Source organism: Curtobacterium sp. NPDC098951 (assembly GCF_044759965.1).
GTDB lineage: Bacteria > Actinomycetota > Actinomycetes > Actinomycetales > Microbacteriaceae > Curtobacterium.
The window spans coordinates 276,684-295,486 of record NZ_JBIWAG010000002.1 but is presented as its reverse complement, the minus strand read 5'-3'; the positions used below and the strand labels follow the sequence as shown (position 1 = coordinate 295,486).

Annotated in this window: 14 protein-coding genes and 1 tRNA gene; 10 read left to right on the top strand and 5 right to left on the bottom strand. The window is 71.1% G+C overall.

Going from position 1 to position 18,803, the window contains the following annotated elements:
- The first annotated feature begins 13 nt into the window (after positions 1-13).
- The 3 genes from ACIQUC_RS06065 (at position 14) to ACIQUC_RS06055 (ending at position 4,131) form a co-directional block, all read left to right on the top strand.
- Positions 14-3,001, top strand: a complete 2,988-nt coding sequence (locus tag ACIQUC_RS06065) for a UPF0182 family protein (RefSeq protein ID WP_402264434.1) — start codon at positions 14-16, stop codon at positions 2,999-3,001.
- Between the two features lie 65 nt (positions 3,002-3,066).
- Positions 3,067-3,143: transfer RNA gene (locus tag ACIQUC_RS06060), tRNA-Met, on the top strand.
- A 172-nt stretch (positions 3,144-3,315) separates the two neighbouring features.
- Complete coding sequence (locus ACIQUC_RS06055) at positions 3,316-4,131, top strand: carbon-nitrogen hydrolase family protein (RefSeq protein WP_402264431.1); 816 nt, start codon at positions 3,316-3,318, stop codon at positions 4,129-4,131.
- Positions 4,132-4,949: 818 nt separating this feature from the next.
- Here the strand turns inward: ACIQUC_RS06055 and ACIQUC_RS06050 are convergent.
- Positions 4,950-6,152 carry an aminotransferase class I/II-fold pyridoxal phosphate-dependent enzyme gene (locus tag ACIQUC_RS06050; RefSeq protein WP_402264428.1) on the bottom strand — a complete coding sequence of 401 codons (1,203 nt, stop codon included), beginning with the start codon at positions 6,150-6,152 and terminating at the stop codon, positions 4,950-4,952.
- A 192-nt stretch (positions 6,153-6,344) separates the two neighbouring features.
- Between ACIQUC_RS06050 and ACIQUC_RS06045 the strand changes: the two genes are divergently transcribed.
- The 5 genes from ACIQUC_RS06045 to ACIQUC_RS06025 all read left to right on the top strand — a co-directional run bounded on the left by ACIQUC_RS06045 (position 6,345) and on the right by ACIQUC_RS06025 (position 12,627).
- Positions 6,345-8,336 (top strand): S1C family serine protease, encoded by a 1,992-nt coding sequence (locus ACIQUC_RS06045; protein ID WP_402264425.1) that lies wholly within the window; start codon positions 6,345-6,347, stop codon positions 8,334-8,336.
- Positions 8,337-8,575: 239 nt separating this feature from the next.
- Positions 8,576-9,619: a glycosyltransferase family 2 protein gene (locus ACIQUC_RS06040; protein WP_402264422.1), complete on the top strand. Its 1,044-nt coding sequence runs from the start codon at positions 8,576-8,578 to the stop codon at positions 9,617-9,619.
- Positions 9,620-9,628: 9 nt separating this feature from the next.
- Positions 9,629-10,447, top strand: a complete 819-nt coding sequence (locus ACIQUC_RS06035) for a CDP-alcohol phosphatidyltransferase family protein (RefSeq protein WP_402264419.1) — start codon at positions 9,629-9,631, stop codon at positions 10,445-10,447.
- Positions 10,444-11,352 carry a glycosyltransferase family 2 protein gene (locus tag ACIQUC_RS06030; RefSeq protein ID WP_402264416.1) on the top strand — a complete coding sequence of 303 codons (909 nt, stop codon included), beginning with the start codon at positions 10,444-10,446 and terminating at the stop codon, positions 11,350-11,352. Before ACIQUC_RS06035 ends, ACIQUC_RS06030 begins: the two co-directional genes overlap by 4 nt.
- Positions 11,353-11,394: 42 nt before the next feature.
- Positions 11,395-12,627: a CDP-glycerol glycerophosphotransferase family protein gene (locus tag ACIQUC_RS06025; RefSeq protein WP_402264413.1), complete on the top strand. Its 1,233-nt coding sequence runs from the start codon at positions 11,395-11,397 to the stop codon at positions 12,625-12,627.
- A gap of 46 nt (positions 12,628-12,673) precedes the next feature.
- On the opposite strand, the gene ACIQUC_RS06020 is transcribed toward ACIQUC_RS06025, so the two are convergent.
- From ACIQUC_RS06020 to ACIQUC_RS06005, 4 genes are all read right to left on the bottom strand, one after another.
- Positions 12,674-12,976: a hypothetical protein gene (locus ACIQUC_RS06020; protein ID WP_402264410.1), complete on the bottom strand. Its 303-nt coding sequence runs from the start codon at positions 12,974-12,976 to the stop codon at positions 12,674-12,676.
- 108 nt (positions 12,977-13,084) lie between these two features.
- Complete coding sequence (locus ACIQUC_RS06015) at positions 13,085-13,855, bottom strand: ABC transporter ATP-binding protein (RefSeq protein ID WP_022907222.1); 771 nt, start codon at positions 13,853-13,855, stop codon at positions 13,085-13,087.
- Entirely contained in the window at positions 13,855-14,634 is a 780-nt protein-coding gene (locus ACIQUC_RS06010) for an ABC transporter permease (RefSeq protein ID WP_402265682.1), read from the bottom strand. Before ACIQUC_RS06010 ends, ACIQUC_RS06015 begins: the two co-directional genes overlap by 1 nt.
- A gap of 89 nt (positions 14,635-14,723) precedes the next feature.
- Positions 14,724-15,419: an NTP transferase domain-containing protein gene (locus ACIQUC_RS06005; protein WP_022907220.1), complete on the bottom strand. Its 696-nt coding sequence runs from the start codon at positions 15,417-15,419 to the stop codon at positions 14,724-14,726.
- A 321-nt stretch (positions 15,420-15,740) separates the two neighbouring features.
- Here ACIQUC_RS06005 and ACIQUC_RS06000 point away from each other — a divergent pair, with 321 nt between their 5' ends.
- Complete coding sequence (locus tag ACIQUC_RS06000; RefSeq protein WP_402264407.1) at positions 15,741-17,204, top strand: ATP-binding cassette domain-containing protein; 1,464 nt, start codon at positions 15,741-15,743, stop codon at positions 17,202-17,204.
- Positions 17,180-18,751: an ABC transporter permease gene (locus ACIQUC_RS05995; RefSeq protein ID WP_402264404.1), complete on the top strand. Its 1,572-nt coding sequence runs from the start codon at positions 17,180-17,182 to the stop codon at positions 18,749-18,751. The genes ACIQUC_RS06000 and ACIQUC_RS05995 overlap by 25 nt, the downstream gene beginning before the upstream one ends.
- Positions 18,752-18,803 lie beyond the last annotated feature (52 nt).

Here is an 18,803-nt window from a genome sequence, read left to right as displayed (position 1 = left end):
GCGGGTCCCGATCGTGGTCACGATCATCGTGCTGGCCGCACTGGTGATCGCCTTCTTCATCTTCGCGAGCCTGTACACCGACTACGCGTGGTTCGCGCAGCTCGGCTTCCAGCAGGTCCTGACCACCAGGTGGATCGCCGGGACGCTGATGTTCCTCGCCGGCTTCCTCGGGATGGCGGTCCCGGTGTACGCGAGCATCGCGCTCGCGTTCCGGTTCCGGCCGGTCTACGCGAAGCTCAACTCGCAGCTCGACCGCTACCAGCAGGTCATCGAGCCGCTGCGTCGTGCCGTCATGATCGGCATCCCGGTCGTGCTCGGGATCTTCGCCGGACTCTCGACCGCGGGGCGCTGGAGCATGGTGCTCGAGTACTTCAACCGGACGCCGTTCGGCAAGACCGACCCGCAGTTCGGGCTCGACATCGGCTTCTACGTGTTCGAACTGCCGTTCTGGCGCGCGATCGTGGCGTACTCGTCGGCCGTCGTGCTCATCGCCGGTCTGGCCGCCCTGGCCGCCTGCTACCTGTACGGCGCGATGCGCTTCGGCGGGCGTGAGGTCCGCATCTCGAAGGCCGCGCGCATCCAACTCGCGGTCACGGCGGCCGTCTACGTCGCGCTGCAGGCCGTCAGCCTGTGGCTCGACCAGTACGCCGCCCTGACGAAGTCGAACTCGCTCATCACCGGTGCCCAGTACACCGAGGTGAACGCGGTCATCCCGGGTCGCGAGATCATGGCCGGCATCGCTGCGATCGTGGCGATCCTGTTCATCGTGACGGCCGTCATCGGTCGCTGGCGCATCTCGATCGTCGGGACGGGCCTGCTGCTCGTCGCCGCGATCGTGATCGGTGGCATCTACCCGTGGATCGTCCAGCGCCTGCAGGTGAAGCCCTCGGAGCGGACCTTCGAGTCGGCGTACATCGAGCGGAACATCAAGGCGACCCGTGACGCCTACGGTGTCGCCGGTGTCCAGGAGCGGAACTACGACGCGACGACCGAGGCGAGCTCCGGTGCCCTCGCGCAGGACGCCCAGACGACGGCGAACATCCGCCTGATCGACCCGAAGATCGTCTCCGACACCTTCAGCCAGCTCCAGCAGTACCGGCAGTACTACCAGTTCCCGAAAGAGCTCGACGTCGACCGCTACGACGTCAAGGGCGAGACCGAGGACACCGTCATCGCGGTGCGCGACATCGACCTCGACGGACTGAGCGCGCAGGCGAACACGCCCTACAACCGGGCGTTCGTCTACACGCACGGCTACGGCGTGACGGCGGCGTACGGCAACCAGCGCGCGAGCGACGGCAAGCCGGTGTTCCTCGAGTCGGGGATCCCGTCCAACGGCGCCCTCGGCGACTTCCAGCAGCGCGTGTACTTCGGTGAGACGTCGCCCGCCTACTCGATCGTCGGTGCACCGAAGGGCTCGAAGAACGTCGAGCTCGACTACCCGTCCGGCTCGGACGAGAACGACGACAGCGGCGGCAACGCCACGACGACGTACGCCGGCAACGGCGGCCCGAGCCTCGGGAACTTCTTCAACCGGCTCGTCTACGCGGCGAAGTTCCAGTCGGAGCAGATCCTGCTGTCGAACGCGGTGAACCAGGACTCGCAGATCCTCTACGACCGCGACCCGATCACCCGCGTGCAGAAGGTCGCGCCGTACCTGACGCTCGACAGCGACGCGTACCCGGCGATCGTCGACCACCGCATCCAGTGGGTCGTCGACGGCTACACGACGAGCGACGCCTACCCGTACTCGCAGAGCCAGAGCCTGTCGGACACCATCGCCGGCGCCGAGAGCTCGTCGTACCGGACCGACCAGGTCAACTACATCCGCAACTCGGTCAAGGCCACGGTCGACGCGTACACCGGCAAGGTGACGCTCTACGCGTGGGACACCCAGGACCCGGTGCTCAAGACGTGGCAGAAGATCTTCCCGACGTCGATGCAGCCCGTGTCCAAGATGAGCGCGGAACTGCTCGACCACGTCCGGTACCCGACCGACCTGTTCAAGGTGCAGCGGTCGATCCTCGGCACCTACCACGTCACCAACGCGAACTCGTTCTACTCCGGTGACGACGCGTGGAACGTGCCGCAGGAGCCGACGTCCGGCACGAACGAGACGGACACGTCGGACGCGTCGACCACGACCAACACGGGCGCGAACGCGCTCGGGGCGACCACCACGACGACGACCAGGGGCAACCTGCAGGACCCGTACTACCTCACGATGAAGGTGCCGGGGCAGGGGACCGCCTACTCCCTGTACACGACGTACATCCCGCAGCAGTCCGCCGGGACGAACAACCGCAACGTGCTCACCGGGTACCTGGCGGTGGACTCCGACGCGGGTGGCGCGGGCGAGGGGAAGAAGGCGTCCGGCTACGGCAAGCTCACGCTGTTGACGATGCCGAAGACCGACAACATCCCGGGCCCCGGACAGGTGCAGAGCCTCTTCAACGGTGACTCGACCGTGTCGCAGGAGCTCAACATCCTGAAGCGCGGGAACTCGACCGTGAAGCAGGGCAACCTGCTCACGCTCCCGGTCGGTGGCGGCTTCCTCTACGTGCAGCCCGTGTACGTGCAGTCGACGTCGAGCGGCTCGTACCCGCTGCTGCAGAAGGTGCTCGTGGCCTTCGGCGACAAGATCGCGTTCGAGGACACCCTCGACGAGGCGCTCAACAGCCTGTTCGGCGGCGACTCGGGTGCGTCGGCCGGTGACCAGGGTGCGTCGTCCGGTTCCGGCTCGTCGTCGGGCTCCGGCTCGTCCGACTCCGGCTCGGGCTCGTCGGACTCCGGCTCTGGTTCGTCGAGCGGCTCGGGATCGTCGACCGGCTCCGGCACGGTCGACAACGAGGCGCTGCAGAAGGCCCTGAACGACGCCAAGCAGGCGCTGCAGGACCGGCAGGACGCCTACGCCGAGAACGACCTGGTCGCTGCAGCCGAGGCCGACCAGCGCCTGCAGGAGGCCATCCAGGCCGCGACCGAGGCCGAGGGCGGGAACTGAGACACACCGTGGCGGGGCGCTCGATTTGTGCCCCGCCACGGCCCCGTGTAGGCTGTTCAACGTGCCGCGGGGTGGAGCAGTTCGGTAGCTCGCTGGGCTCATAACCCAGAGGTCGTAGGTTCAAATCCTGCCCCCGCAACCAAGCGTCACAGAGAAGGCCCCGGTCCAGTCGGACCGGGGCCTTCTTCGTGCGCCGACCGTCGCGCTGGCCGTCGCGCCGGGGCCGAGTCTCGGCTGGGCGGACACTTTCGCGCGCTCATGGCGCGAGCAACGTCCGCGGGGCCGAGTCTCGGGCCGCCCGGTACGCTCGGCAGATGGGCACCCTCACCGTCGCCGCGGCGCAGTTCGCGCCCGTGGACGACCCCGCCGCGAACCTGGAGACCGTCCGGACCGCCGCCGTCGACGCGGCCGCCCGGGGGGCCGACCTGCTCGTCACGCCGGAGTACACCTCGTACTTCACCGCCGACATCGACGACCGGTTCGTGGCCGCCGCACAACCCCTGGACGGCCCGTTCGTCACCGGCCTGCAGACCATCGCCCGCGAGGTCGGCATCGCCCTCGTCGTCGGCATCGCCGAGTGCGCCGAAACCCCGGGCCGCTTCCGGAACACCCTCGTCGCGGTCCTGCCCGACGGATCGATCGCCGAGACGTACCGGAAGGTGCACCTCTACGACGCGTTCGGCTCGAAGGAGTCGGACCGCATCGAGTCCGGTGACCCCGAGCAGCTGCCCGTGTTCTCGCTCGGGGGCGTCCGCGTCGGCCTCGAGACCTGCTACGACCTGCGCTTCCCCGAGGTCACACGCCGACTCGTCGCGCCCGAACACGGGGCGGCGGACGTCGTGGTCCTGCCCGCCGAGTGGGTCCGGGGTCCCGGCAAGGAGCACCACTGGCGGACCCTGCTCACCGCCCGCGCGATCGAGAACACCGTCTGGGTGGTCGGTGTCGGCCAGACACCGCCGATCGGCATCGGAGGCTCGCTCGTGCTCGACCCCTCCGGCGTCGCGGTCGCCGCTGCCGGGGCCGTCCCGGGGATGCTCGTCGCGGAGGTCGACACCGCTGTGACCGAGGCCGTCCGCCGGACGAACCCGTCGCTCGCGCTCCGCCGCTACGAGGTCACGCCCCGCGCCTGACCCGGCGCGCGGTCAGCTGCTCGCGCGCCACCGGCGCGCGGCGCGCCCACGCCCATGCCGACGTCGAACGGGCGAAGTACGTCCGCCTGGAGGCGCGGGCGAGCCAGATTCCGCCCGCTCGCCTCGTCCGGGCAGTGCGCCCGACCCGAGTGAGCGAAGTACGTCCCGCTGGATGCGCGGGTGCACCACATTCCGCCCGCTCGACGACGGCACCCGAGGCGCTCACGCCGAACGGGCGAAAGCGGGTTGCCTGGAGGCGCCAAGGGGCCACATTCCGCCCGCTCGCCGCGCTCGGGCGGTGCGCCCGACCCGAACGGGCGAAGTACGTCCGCTGGCACGCGACGCGCTCCCGCCGAACGGGCGAAAGCGGGTTGCCTGGAGGCACGGGCTGGCCAGATTTCGCCCGCTCGCTTCGCCCATGCGGTGCGTCCGACCCGAGTGGGCGAAATACGTCCGACTGGAGGCGCGGATGGGCCACCTTTCGCCCGCTCGATATGCCCGTGACGCGCTCCCGCCGAACGGGCGAAACCGGGTTGCCTGGAGGCGCGGGTGGGCCAGATTCCGCCCGCTCGCCTCGCCCATGCGGTGCGTCCGACCCGAGCGGGCGAAATACGTCCCGCTGGAGGGGAAGGTGGGCAGGATTTCGCCCGCTCGACGCCGGCACGGGACGCGCTCACGCTGAGCGGGCGAGATACGTCCGGCTGAGGGCTCGGGTGGGCCGTGTTTCGCCCGCTCGAAGCGCGCCTCAGGCGGACGCACGGCCCCGAGCGGGCGGAATGCGCCCGTCGAGCGGTGCGGCGGGTGGTGGCGCCGGCGGGTCAGCCGCGCCGAGCGAGACCGGCGAGTCGAGCTGCGGCGTCCTCGAGCACCGAGCGGCGCTTGCAGAAGGCGAACCGCACGAGGGTCCGGTAGTCGGCCGCGTGGTCGGGACGGACGAACGCCGAGACCGGCACCCCGACGACGCCGGCGAGCTCGGGGAGTCGCAGGCAGAACGACCGGGCGTCGTCGTACCCGAGCGGCGCGACGTCCGCGATGACGAAGTACCCGCCGTCGGGACGCATCACCTCGAAGCCCGCGGCGGCCAGCCCACCCGCGAGCAGGTCGTGCTTGGCGGACAGCTCGGCGGCGATGCCCGTGAAGACCCGGTCGGGGAGTCGGAGGCCGGCTGCCACCGCGGGCTGGAACGGAGCCCCGTTCACGAACGTGAGGAACTGCTTCACGCTGGTGATCGCGTCGACGAGCGCCGGGGGAGCCGTGAGCCAGCCGATCTTCCAACCGGTGGTGCTGAAGGTCTTCCCAGCGCTCGAGATCGTCACGGTCCGCTCGGCGGCACCGGGCAGGGTGGCGATCGGGACGTGCGGCACGTCGAAGGTCAGGTGCTCGTAGACCTCGTCGGTGACGATCACCGCGTCGTGGTGCGTCGCGAGTTCGACGATCGTCGTCAGGACCTCGGTCGGCAGCACGCGGCCGGTGGGGTTGTGGGGCGTGTTCACGAGCACGGCGCGGGTGCGGTCGGAGAACGCGGCGCGGAGGGCAGTCTCGTCCGGCAGGAAGTCGGGAGCAGACAGCGGCACGGTGACGTGCGTCCCGCCGGCGAGCCCGATGAGCGCACCGTACGCGTCGTAGAACGGCTCGAACGTGATGACCTCGTCGCCCGGCTCGACGAGCGCCAGGAGCGTCGCGGCGAGGGCCTCGGTGGCGCCGGCGGTGACGAGTACCTGGCGGTCGGGGTCGACATCGAGGTCGTACCAACGGGCCTGGTGCTCGCTGATCGCGGCCCGCAGGTCCGGGGTCCCTCGTCCCGGCGGGTACTGGTTGACGCCGTCGCGGATGGCTGCGACCGCTGCCTCGAGGACCTCGGCCGGGCCGTCCTCGTCCGGGAACCCCTGCCCGAGGTTGAGGGCGCCCGTCGCGGCCGCGAGTGCGCTCATCTCGGCGAACACCGTCGGCGCGGGGACGCCGTCCGGTCCGAGGAGCATCGCTCCCTCGGCGGCTCGCAACCAGGGTCCTGCGTGGCGCATGTGGTTCCCTCCGGGGTGTCGATCGCGCTCGCGGCGCTGAACGGACCCCAACCTAGCGGCCGAGTCGAGCGCACCCCGGGAAGGGTCGCACAGCCCACGCATAAGATCGCCATAGGTCGCTTCCAGCGTCACCAGGAGCACCGCTCAGGTGCGTGCGACAGACTGCACGAGCTTGAAAGGAGCACGTCCAGCATGACCGACACCACGCCCAACGGGCAGGGCGACGACATCCGTCCGGACGACGCGGCCGCCAAGGCCGCATCCGAGGACGCTTCGCCGAACGACTCCGAGCACCTCCACGACGCGGACCACACCGACGCGCGCCACACCGACGCGGACCACACCGACGTGATCGCGTCCGCGAACGACCACCCGACCGATCGGTACACGGCGCCGTACCCGACGCTGTCCGACCACGCGTCGGAGCCGGGCCGGGCCGACCAGTCCGGCCAGCAGGGTCAGGCCGACCAGACCAGCCAGTACGGGCAGGCCTCGGGCGGCTACGGCGCGCACGGGACGCCCTACGGCACCGAGCCGACGCAGCAGCCGCAGTACGGCCAGTCCCAGACGAGCCAGTATGGCCAACAGGACCAGTACGGACAGCAGCAGTACGGCCAGCACGGTCAGTACGGCCAGCAGTCGCAGTACGGCCAGCAGAGCCAGTACGGCCAACAGGACCAGTACGGCCAGCAGCAGCACGGCCAGTACGGCCAGCAGTCGCAGTACGGCCAGCAGAACCAGTACGGCCAGCAGTCGCAGTACGGCCAGCAGCCCCGCTACGGCGAGTACGCCCAGCCCACCTCGGCTCCCGCCTCGGCCTCCGAGTACGCCACCGCATCGGCCCAGGCTCCGGCCTCCGCCACGAGCGCGTTCGGCGACGTCGACGGCTCGAACCAGCGGAACGGCCACTACTTCGAGAGCGGAGCAGCCGGCGCCGCCGGCGTCCCGGGTGCGGCACCCGCCAGCCGTCGCGCGGGCACCGGCCGTGGCCGCCTCGCCCTCCCGATCATCGCCGGCGTCGTCATCGCCGGTCTCGTGGGCGGCGGTGCCGGATGGCTCGCCGGATCAAGCCAGGGCGGGGGGACCGTCGTCGGGTCGTCCACCAGCCAGGGCGGCGGCAACCTCACCGTCAACGACTACAACAACGCGACGGTCGTCACCGCGGTGGCCGCGCAGGCGACCCCGTCGGTGGTCACGATCAACGTCTCGTCGAGCAGTGAAGCGGGCACCGGATCGGGCGTCGTGTTCAGCAAGGACGGCTACATCGTCACGAACACCCACGTGGTGACGCTCGACGGTGACAGCTCGAACGGCACGATCACGGTCACCACCTCGGACGGCAAGATCTACCCGGCGAAGCTCGTTGGCACTGACCCGACGGTCGACCTGGCGGTCATCAAGATCGACGCGACCGACATGAAGCCGATCACGTTCGCGGACTCCGGCGACCTCAACGTCGGCGACACGGCCGTGGCGATCGGTGCTCCGCTCGGACTGTCGAACACCGTCACGGACGGCATCGTCTCGACCCTGAGCCGGAGCATCCAGGTCACCTCGAGCGCCCCCACCGAGGGCGGCGACTCGAACGAGGGCGGGAACGGCTCGAGCGGCGGTCCCTTCGACTTCTGGGGCAACGGCGGCAACGGCAGCAACTCCTCGACGAACAGCACGGTCTCGCTGCCCGTCATCCAGACCGACGCGTCGATCAACCCGGGCAACTCGGGTGGCGCGCTGCTGGACTCCAAGGGCAAGCTCATCGGCATCAACGTGGCCATCGCGAGCGCGGGCAGCTCGTCCGACTCGTCTTCGAGCCAGTCGGGCAGCATCGGCGTCGGCTTCTCGATCCCGTCGAACCTCGTCAAGCGCGTGGCGAACGAGATCAAGGACAACGGCTCCGCGACGCACGGGTTGCTCGGCGCGACCGTCGGCGACGCCGCCGAGGACGCGAACGCCACGCAGATGGGCGGCCTCATCAAGTCGGTGTCGTCCGGCGGCGCAGCGGCGAAGGCCGGTCTGCAGAAGGGCGACGTGGTCACGAAGATCGGGTCGGCGACGGTCTCCGATGCAACCGACCTGACGGCGCAGGTCCGCTACTTCGCGGGCGGTGCGAAGACGACGATCACCTTCATCCGCAACGGCCAGACGCGTGAGGCGGACGTCACCCTCGGGACCTACAAGGGCTGACGCGACCAGCAACGGACGGGAGGCGCGGGGGCCGCGGGCCCCCCCCCCCCCCCCCCCCCGCCCGGCCCCCCCCCCCCCCCCGGGGCGGGGGGGGGGGGGCCCGGGGCCCCCCCCGCCTCCCGTCCGTCTGCCGGTCGCCCCGACGACCCGCGGCGACTTGATAGGCTCAGGGTCGCTCTTGCGGGGCGGCACCGTCCGCGGTGCGTCCCGTGCACCCAGGTGAGGACCCCGAGGTACCGATGCAGACAGACGGACAGCCCCTGCCGGGCGTCTCGTACGTGATGCCCGTCCTCAACGAGGTCACCGAGGTCCGGGCAGCCGTCCAGAGTCTGCTGGAGCAGGACTACTCCGGTCCGTTCGAGGTCATCCTCGCCCTCGGCCCCTCGATCGACGGCACGAACGAACTCGTCGCCGAGATGAGCGCCGCCGACCCCCGGATCCGCGCGATCGAGAACCCGGCCGGCTCGACGCCCGCCGGCCTCAACGTCGCGATCCGTGCATCGGTGCACCCGGTCGTCGTCCGCGTGGACGCCCACTCGGTCCTACCCACGGACTACACGCGCATCGCGGTGCGCGTGCTGCAGGAATCGGGTGCCGACAACGTCGGCGGCATCATGCGCGCCGAGGGACGGACCCCCTTCGAACGCGCCGTCGCGCTCGCCTACGGCAGCCGCGTCGGCCTCGGCGGGACGCCGCACCACGTCGGCGGACGGGCCGGTCCGGCCGAGACCGCGTACCTCGGTGTGTTCCGCCGCGACCGCCTGTTCGAGGTCGGGCTGTTCGACGAGGGCATCAAGCGCGGTCAGGACTGGGAACTCAACCGGCGGCTGCGGCAGACCGGTGGCACCGTCTGGTTCACGCCCGAGCTCGTCGTCACCTACCGCCCGCGGCCCAGCCTGAAGCGCCTGGTCCGGCAGTTCGTCGCCACCGGGCTGTGGCGCGGCGAACTCGCACGCCGCTTCCCCGCCAACAACGGCCTGCGCTACTTCGTGCCCCCGGCGATGGTCGCGGCGATGGCGCTCGGCATCGTCGCCGGGGTCGTCGGGATCATCGGCGCCGCGCTCGGCACCGGTGCGGCATGGGCGCTGCTCGGCTTCGTCGTCCCGGCGGTCTACCTCGTCTTCGTCGTCCTGGGGGCCGTCGCGGTCGCCCGGCGGTCGGGGGTCCCGACGCTCCTCTGGCTCGTCGTGGTGCTGCCGTGCATCCACGTCGGGTGGGGACTCGGCTTCATCATCGGCTTCCTGACCCGGACGTCCGAACTGACCACGCACACGGGACGGTGACCTGACCTCTTGACCGACGACACGACCGGCCGCGGGAACGCCCGCCCCTCCTCGATCGCCGAGCTCCGCGCCGTCGCCCAACCGGACGAGGTGCGCTCGCGGGCGAACGCCGAGCACTGGACGGCCTCGCTGTACCTGCGTGACGTCTCGCCGTACCTGACGTGGGTGCTCCTGAAGACACGGGTGAGCGCGAACCAGGTGACCGGTCTGATGATCCTGGTCGGGTGGAGCGTCGCCGCGGCGCTGCTCATCCCGGGGATCTGGGGCGCGGTCCTCGCTCTCGTGCTCGGCCAGCTCCAGATGCTCGTCGACTGCTCGGACGGCGAGGTCGCAAGGTGGCGGGGGACCCGTTCGCCCGCAGGCGTGTTCCTCGACAAGGTCGGGCACTACACGACCGAGGGACTCATCCCCATCGCGCTCGGCGTGCGGGCCGCCACGTGGCCGATCCACGGTGCGGACTGGATGTGGACGACGATCGGCTGCGCACTGGGCCTCGTGATCGTCCTGAACAAGGCGCTCAACGACATGGTGCACGTGGCACGCGCGAACGCCGGACTCGAGAAGCTCGTCGACCGCCGTGATGCCGGCACCGTGCCGTCCGGCCGACGGCTCGCGACGCTGCGCCGGGCCGCACGGTTCCTGCCGTTCCACCGCCTGTACCACTCGGTCGAACTGAGCATCCTCGCGTTCGTCTTCGCGCTGCTCGGGCTCGTGATCGGTCATCCGCTGGCCGACCGGATCCTCGTGGGCGCGCTGCTGCCGCTCGCGGTGCTGGCGACCTTCGGGCACTTCCTCGCGATCATCTCGTCGAAGCGAGTCCGGGCGTGACCCCTGGGACGCTCCGTCGCCACGCCGTGCCGCACCGTGACCGGCCCCGCGTCGCCGTCGTGAGCCTGTCGCAGGGCACCCGACCCGACGAGCTGCGTCGTGGTCTCGAGAGCGTGCTCGCGCAGCGGGACGTGGAGCTCGACGTGGTCTGCGTCGGCAACGGGTGGGAGCCCGCCGGCCTGCCCGAGGGCGTCCGGACACTGGCGCTGCCCGAGAACGTCGGCATCCCCGCCGGACGGAACGCCGGCGCCGACATGGTCGACGGCGACTACGTGTTCTTCCTCGACGACGACGCCTCGGTGCCGTCCGAGACCTTCCTGCGTGACGCGATCGCCCTGTTCGAGCGCGACCCGTCGCTCGGGCTCGTCCAACCCCGGGTCGTCGACCCCACCGGCGCCGCGAACCCGACCCGGTGGATCCCCCGCATCCGCAAGGGGGAGCCCGACCACTCGTCGCCGGTGTTCTCGGTGTGGGAGGGCGCGGTCATCCTGCCGATGGACGTGTACCGCGCGACCGGAGGATGGGGCGCGGCGTACTTCTACGCGCACGAGGGCATCGAGCTCGCCTGGCGGGTGTGGGACGCCGGCCGACGGACCTGGTACGCCGGGGACCTCGTCGCACACCACCCCGCGATCGACCCGGCACGGCACACCGAGTACTACCGGCTGAACGCCCGGAACCGGGTCTGGCTCGCGCGGCGCAACCTGCCGGCGGTGCTCCGGCCGCTGTACGTCGGGTCCTGGGCGGCGATCCAGGTCGCCCGGTGGTGGCGGCACCCGCGACGTCTGGCGACCTGGTTCGCCGGCGTCCGCGAAGGATGGCGCACCGACTGCGGCCCGGTGCACGTGATGGGGTGGCTCACGATCGGCCGGATGACGCTCGCCGGTCGCCCGCCCGTCGTCTGACCCACCCGCCCCGAACCGTCCCCGGACCCCGGAAGAGAGACCATGCCGATCATCAGCGACGCGCGCACGGCCCTGCGGCTCGCCGAACGCCTGCTCAAGTCCCGTCGCAGCCGCCGCGAACTGGCACGGCGTCTGCCGTCCGTCCCGGAACCCGCGCCGGGGAGCGTGGAGATCGCCGTCTACTTCGCGGACGGCCCGGTGAACATGTACCAGGTGCGGCAGTGGTACGCGCCCCTGGCCGAGCTCGCGGCGACGCACCCCGTGGCGATCATCGCGCGGAGCCCCGGCACCATGCTCGCCCTGCTCGACGAGTCGCCGGTGCCGGTGGTGTACGCCAGGCAGGTCGTGGACCTCGAGCGGTTCGTCGACGAGCAGGCACCGAAGATCGTCTTCTACGTCAACCAGAACGCCCGCAACTTCCAGATGATGCGGTACGGGCGCATGTGGCACGTGTTCGTGAACCACGGCGAGAGCGACAAGATGTACATGACGACGAACCAGTTCAAGGCGTACGACTACGCCCTGATCGCCGGTGACGCCGCTCGTGAACGCCTGTCGGACGCGCTCTGGGACTACGACCTGGACACCCGCACGATCGCGATCGGTCGCCCGCAGGCCGACCACTTCGCCGGTGCCGCGCCGTACCCGGCCGACGGTCGGACGGTCGTGCTGTACGCGCCGACCTGGGAGGGCGACCGGGCCGCGGCCGCCTACGGCTCGATCGCGAGCCACGGCACCACGATCGCCGAGCGGGTGCTCGCGTCGCCGGCGCACCGGCTGGTCTACCGCCCGCACCCCCGCAGCGGCGTCAGCGACCCCGCGTACAAGGCCGCACACGAACGGATCGTCGCGGGCATCGCGAGCGCGAACGCCGCCGACCCGAGCGCGCACCACGTGTACGACGACGGACCCGGCCTCGGCTGGCAGCTCGCCGGTGCCGACGTGGCGATCACGGACATCAGCGCGATGATCTACGACCGGCTCGCCGTCGGGAAGCCGCTCATCGTGACCCGGCCGGTCTCGCCCGAGGCGGACGTCGACGAACGCGGGTACCTCGGGGACGCCAACTGGCTGACCGCGACGGACGCGCACGACGTGGTCGCACGGGTGGACGCCGCGGTCAGCGACGCCGCCGAGCTCGCGAAGCTGCGCCACTGGGTGGAGCGGTACTTCGGGGACACCACGCCGGGTGCGGCGACCCGGCGTCTGCACGACGCTGTGGAGCGTCTGCTCGCCCGCTGGCACGAGGTCGCGGCGGCTCGCGACGAGGACTGACCGACCGACCGGATCGGCCCGCGGGGGCGCGGCGCGGCGCGGGGCGTCACGCCGCACGGGCGTCACCCACCAGGGACATCCGCCAGACGTACTCGGAGCGGTCCGGACGACGCCAGCGGACGATCACGACGCCGGTGTCCTCGGGGTCGGCGCCGAAGACGGCCATCGAGAGGGACCGGCCGGGCTCGAGCCGGTGCACGGCCAGGGGCGGCGAGTAGCCGTTGCCGAGGTGGGTCAGGGTGATGCCGTCGACGGGTTCGTCCCCGACGTTCAGCAGATCGTAGCGGTGGGGCGCTCGGGAACGGTCGATCGAGAACGGGACGGCGTACGCCGGTGTCGGGTGGTGCATGCCGTCACCGTAGGGTGAGGGTCTGACGTCGGGTGGCCGGTTCGGCGTGGGGGAGCGATCGCTGTGGAGAGCGGTGCGGGGGACCCAGGTTGTGGACGGGTGAGGTCGTCAGACGGTGTAGTCGGCCGAGTACCGCTGCAACGCTTCCTCGATCGTGCCGTCGAACTGCAGGCGGCCCTTGTCGAGGTAGAGCCCGCGATCGCAGAAGCGGCGCAGGTCCTTGTCGCTGTGCGAGACGAAGAACAGCGTGCGACCACCGGCGAGGAGCTCCTCGATCCGCTTGTAGCACTTCTCGCGGAACCCCTTGTCACCGACCGCCAGCACCTCGTCGACCAGGATCACCGGTTCGTCGAGCCGCGAGATGACCGCGAACGCGATGCGCACCTTCATGCCGCTGGAGAGGTGCTTGTACGGGGTGTCCACGAAGTCGCCGATCTCGGCGAACTCGATGATCTCGTCGAAGGCGTCACGGATCTCGGCCCGGGACATCCCGTGCAGGCCGGCGGTGAGGTAGACGTTGTCGCGCACCGAGAGGTCCCCGACGAAGCCGCCGGTGATCTCGATCAGCGGGGCCACTCCGGCACCGACCTGGACCCGACCCTCGTCGGGGAGCATGACCTGCGCGACCAGCTTCAGCAGCGTCGACTTCCCCTGTCCGTTCCGCCCGACGACCCCGATCGCCTCGCCCGGGCGGACGTCGAACGACACGCCCCGGAGCGCCCAGAACTCGTCCGCGCGCTTGCGGCGATTGCTGCCGGCGAACAGGTCCTTGAAGCTGCGGCTCGCCCGACGGTTGCGCTTGAACCGGATGCCGGCGTCACGCACGGAGATCACGGGGGCGACCGCCTGGCTGCGGGTGGTCTGCTGGGTGGCGGTCATCACAGCTCCTTCAGGACGCGGTGCTCGCTGCGGCGGAACACGACGAGCCCGATCGCGAGGACGACGACGGTGACCACGGCGGAGACGGCGATCTCGAACCAGTCGAGCTGGGACGGGAAGAAGGCGGACCGGTAGATGCCGAAGATGCCGCTCAGCGGGTTGAACGCGGCGATGTCGTGCAGTCGATCGGGCAGCGCCGTCGTGCTGTAGATGATCGGTGACGCGTAGAAGAAGAACCGCAGGATGAGCTTCACGGCGCGTTCGAGGTCGCGGAAGAAGACCACGAGCGGCGCCACGATCAGGCCGATGCCGTACACCAGCGCGGCCTGCAGCACGATCGCGAGCGGGTAGAGCGCGACCTGCCAGTGCAGGTGGGCCCCGGTGGCGATCGCGAAGACGGCGAGCACGGGCAGGCTCAGCAGGAACTCGATGCCCTTCGAGGCGTTCACGCGGGCCACCCAGATGCTCCGCGGGATGGTCGTCGAGCGGATGAGCTTCGTCTCGCTCACGAACGCGCGAGTGGAGTCGGACACCGCGCCGGTGAACCACATCCACGGCAGCAGGGCCGACAGCAGGAACACGATGTACGGCTCTTCACCCACCTTGCCCCGGTGGAACACCTGGGTGAAGACGAACCAGTAGATCGCCGACATCACGAGCGGGTCGAGGATCGACCAGAGGTAGCCGAGCGCCGAGGTCGAGTACCGGACCCGGAGGTCACGTGCCGTCAACAACCACAGGGCATGGCGATAGCGCCGAGCCGCGCTCCGGGACGCCATCGGTGTGGCGGTCGGGGTCGCGGTCGGCGCGCTCGCTGTGGTCACGGTATCCCTTCGGGCGGAACCGCCGAGGGGGTCCTGACGCTGGTTCAGGCGAACAGGTTGTTCGCGCGCTCGAGGTCCTCGGCGAAGTCGATCTCGACGGCGTAGAGGTCGGAGATGTCGATCGGGCTCCAGAGTAGCCCGTCCTCTGCGATGGCAGCCTCGATGCCGCCCTCGAAGTACTCCTGGTCATCGACGCGGCCGAGCTGGCGGATGAGCGCCTGCTTGTCGGACGAGGACACGTAGTTGATGCCGACGGCCTCGCCGAGCCCGCCCACGACCTGCTTCGACAGCTTGTGGATGAAGCCCTCGGCGTCGACCGTGTACTTGACCTCTTCGTCGGAGACCTTGTCGGTGTTGACGCTGACGAACGAGCGGTCCTCGTCGATCATGTCGGCGGCACGGACGAGCGCACGGGGGTCGAAGACGACGTCACCGTTCATCCACAGCACGCCGCCCTTGCCCGTGGCCTTGAGCGCACGGAGCAGGCTCTTCGAGGTGTTCGTGGAGTCGTACGACTCGTTGTAGACGAAGTTCGCCTCGGGGAACGCCTCGACGATGTACTCCGACTTGTAGCCGACGACGATCGTGACGCGAGCGCTCGAGCCGAACGCGGCGCGGATGTTGTCGAACTGCTGCTGCATGATGGTGCGGCCGTCGCTCAGTTCGGTCAGCGGCTTCGGCAGGCTGCGCCCGAGGCGGCTGCCCATCCCTGCTGCGAGGATGACGATCTGCGTGGTCATGCTGGTCCCTTCTGGTGTCCGCCCGCGCGCCCTGGGGCACGGGCGGGCCTCGTCGAGTCTGCCCCCGCAAGGTTCGATCTGCCCGAGAGGACCGCCGTCTCTGCGCGCATTCGCAGGGAGGGATCGTCATGGGAAGGCCGGCCGGGGCAGGTTTCCAAGTGGTGAACACTTCGTCGTGCCTCGGTGAATGATACGGAACGACCCGCCGACGGGGTACAGCTCCGGGCGCTTCGTGCTCAATTCGTGACCCGGCACCGGGGATTCGGGACAGCGCGCCCCGGGCGTCCCCCGCAGCCGGGTGAGCGTTGGTACGGTGGGGCGGTGGCCGCAGCAGCAGGGGAAGACGACGACGTGTACGCCACGTCGGACGCCGCCTGGCTGACCGAGGAAGCGGAAGCGGACGCCGCCGACGCGGACGACGCCGACGCGGACGACACCGCTGACCCGGACGACGCGGCCACCGAGGACGACGACGCCACCGCGACGGACGACGTCGCGGACGACGACATGGGGGACGGGGATGCGCACGACGCCTCCGCTGAGGACGCGATGACCGACGACACGACGGCCACCGACACGACGGAGACGGACGGGGACCGGGTCGCCGCGCAGGCGGTCGCCCCGACGACCACGAGCCGCCCTGCCAAGGCGCGCGGCGGCAAGGGACGCGCCACCCGCCCGACGCAGGCGGCGGGGAAGACCGGCACCGTGCCTCCCGGCCGCGCGACCGACGGCACCGCCGCGACGGACGGGACCGCCGTGACCGACGGGACCGCCGCGACCGACGGGACCGCCGCGACGGACGGGACCACCGCGACGGACGCACCCGCGACCGGTGCACCCGCGACGGACGCACCCGCGACGGACGCACCCGCGGACGCGCCGGCGACGGCCGCATCCGCGACCGACGGCGCGACCGCGACGGACACGCCGACGACGGGCGCGTCCGCGACCGGCACCAAGCCCGCCAAGAAGCGCCCGAGCGGGACCAAGCGCCCCGCTCCCACGACCAAGCAGCCCCAGCAGCCCGTCGTCCTCCGCGCCTCCGGGCTCGTGAGGCGGTACGGGCAGACGCTCGCCGTCGACGAGGTCGACCTCGAGATCCGCCAGGGCTCGATCTTCGGCGTCGTCGGCCCGAACGGCGCCGGCAAGACGACCACGCTGTCGATGGTCACCGGACTCCTGCGTCCCGACGCGGGCAGCGTGACGGTGCTCGACCACGACGTCTGGGCCGACCCGACCGCCGCCAAGCGCGACCTCGGCGTCCTGCCGGACCGCCTGCGGCTGTTCGACCGGCTGACCGGCGCGCAGCTCCTCTACTACTCGGCGACCCTCCGCGGGCTCGACGGCGCGACCGCGCGGAAGCGCAGCAGCGACCTGGCCGAGGCGTTCGGTCTCGGCGAGGCGCTCGGCCGACAGGTCGCCGACTACTCGGTCGGCATGGCGAAGAAGATCGCCCTCGCCGCCACGCTCATCCACTCGCCCCGGGTCCTGGTGCTCGACGAGCCGTTCGAGTCCGTCGACCCGGTGAGCGCCGCGACCATCACCGAGATCCTCCGTCGCTACACGCGTGGGGGCGGCACGGTGGTGCTCTCCAGCCACTCGATGGAGCTCGTCCAGCGGACGTGCGACTCGGTCGCCATCATCGTCGGCGGCAAGGTCCTCGCGTCCGGCACGATGGCGCAGGTCCGCGGGCGCAAGAGCCTCGAGGACAAGTTCGTCGAACTCGCGGGCGGCCGCGTCGTGGCAGAGAGCATGGAATGGTTGCACAGCTTCTCCGGCTGAGGGCGGACCTGCTCGCGGGCTCGGTCCGCGGCAGCGCGCGACGCTCCGTGCTGGTCGTGCTCGGCAGTCTCGCCGGCCTCGTCGCCGCGGTGCTCGTCGCGATCGAGGTCGCCGGGCTCCGTGACGCCGCGCCCGAGGTCGCACGTTCCGTGGTCGTCCCGGTCGGCGCCCTCATCGCCTTCGCGTTCACCGTCGTCCCGATCGTCGTCGGACGTGGCGACCAGTTCGACCCGAGGCGGTTCACCGTCTTCGGCATCGACCGTCGCGAGCTGGCCGTCGGGCTCGGGGTCGCCGGGCTCATCGGCGTGCCGGTGGTCTCGGTCGCGATCGTCGCGGTCGCGCAGTCGGTCACGTGGATGCGGGGCGGCGCCGTGGGCGTCCTCGGCGTCGTCGCGGCCCTGCTCGCGATCGTCACCTGCGCCCTGCTCATCCGCGTCGGCAGCGCGGTCGGGGCGTCCCTGATCGGTGCGCACCGCTCCCGCGACGCCGGCTGGTTCGTCGCCCTGGTCATCGTCGTCCTGGCGATCCCGGCCGTGTCACTCCTGCTGCGGGTCGACTGGCTCGACCCGACCGGCGCCGAGACGCAGCGGGTCGCCGACGTCGCCGGGTGGACGCCGTGGGGCGCCGCGTGGGCGGTCCCGGCCGACGTCGCGAGCGGGCGCGTGGGCGAGGGGATCGTCAAGCTCCTCATCGCGGTCGTCGTCGTCGCACTGCTCGGACTCGCCTGGTGGGCGCTGGTGGGACGGGCGCTCGAGACGGTCGACGGCCGGGCTCGGACCCGTCGCTACCGGGGACTCGGCTGGTTCGACACGCTCGGCTCCACGCCCGTCGGCGCGGTCGCGGCCAGGGCACTCACCTACTGGGGCCGGGACCCGCGCTACCGCGCCTCGTACCTGATCATCGTCTTCGTCCCGATCGTCGTCATCCCGCTCGGGGTGGCCGGCGTGCCGTGGCACTGGACCGCGCTCGTGCCGCTGCCGCTGATGGCGCTCATCGCCGGGTTCCTGCCGCACAACGACGTCTCGTACGACAACACGGCGGTGTGGCTGCACGTCGCCTCGGGGGCACCCGGGTGGAGCGACCGGCTGGGTCGCCTCGTGCCCGTGCTGGCCGTCGGCATCCCCGCGCTCGTCGCGGGCTCGTGGGTCTCGGCGTGGCTGTTCGGCGACTGGACGGCGTTCCCACTGCTGATCGGCGTGAGTGCCAGTGCGCTCCTGTCCGGCCTCGGACTGTCGAGCGTCGTGTCGGTCGTGCTGCCGTACCCGACGGTCCGTCCCGGTGACCACCCCTTCCAGCAGCCCCAGGCCGCCGGGGTGCTCGCCTCGGTCGCGCAGTCGTCGATGGTGCTCGGGATCCTGGTCTGCTCGGTCCCCGCAGCGTGGCTCGCGGTGCTCGCGTTCGTCGACGGCCCGGAGCCGTGGGGGATGGCCACCCTGGTCGTCGGGGTCCTGGTCGGCGTGGTCGTCCTCGCGGCCGGCGTCGCGGTCGGCGGCCGGCTCTTCGACCGCCACGGACCGGACCTGCTCGCCGCGGCGCAGCGCAACTGAGCCGGGTCGCGTCCCGGAGGTGACCGCCTGACGGTCTGGAGGCGCGGGTCGG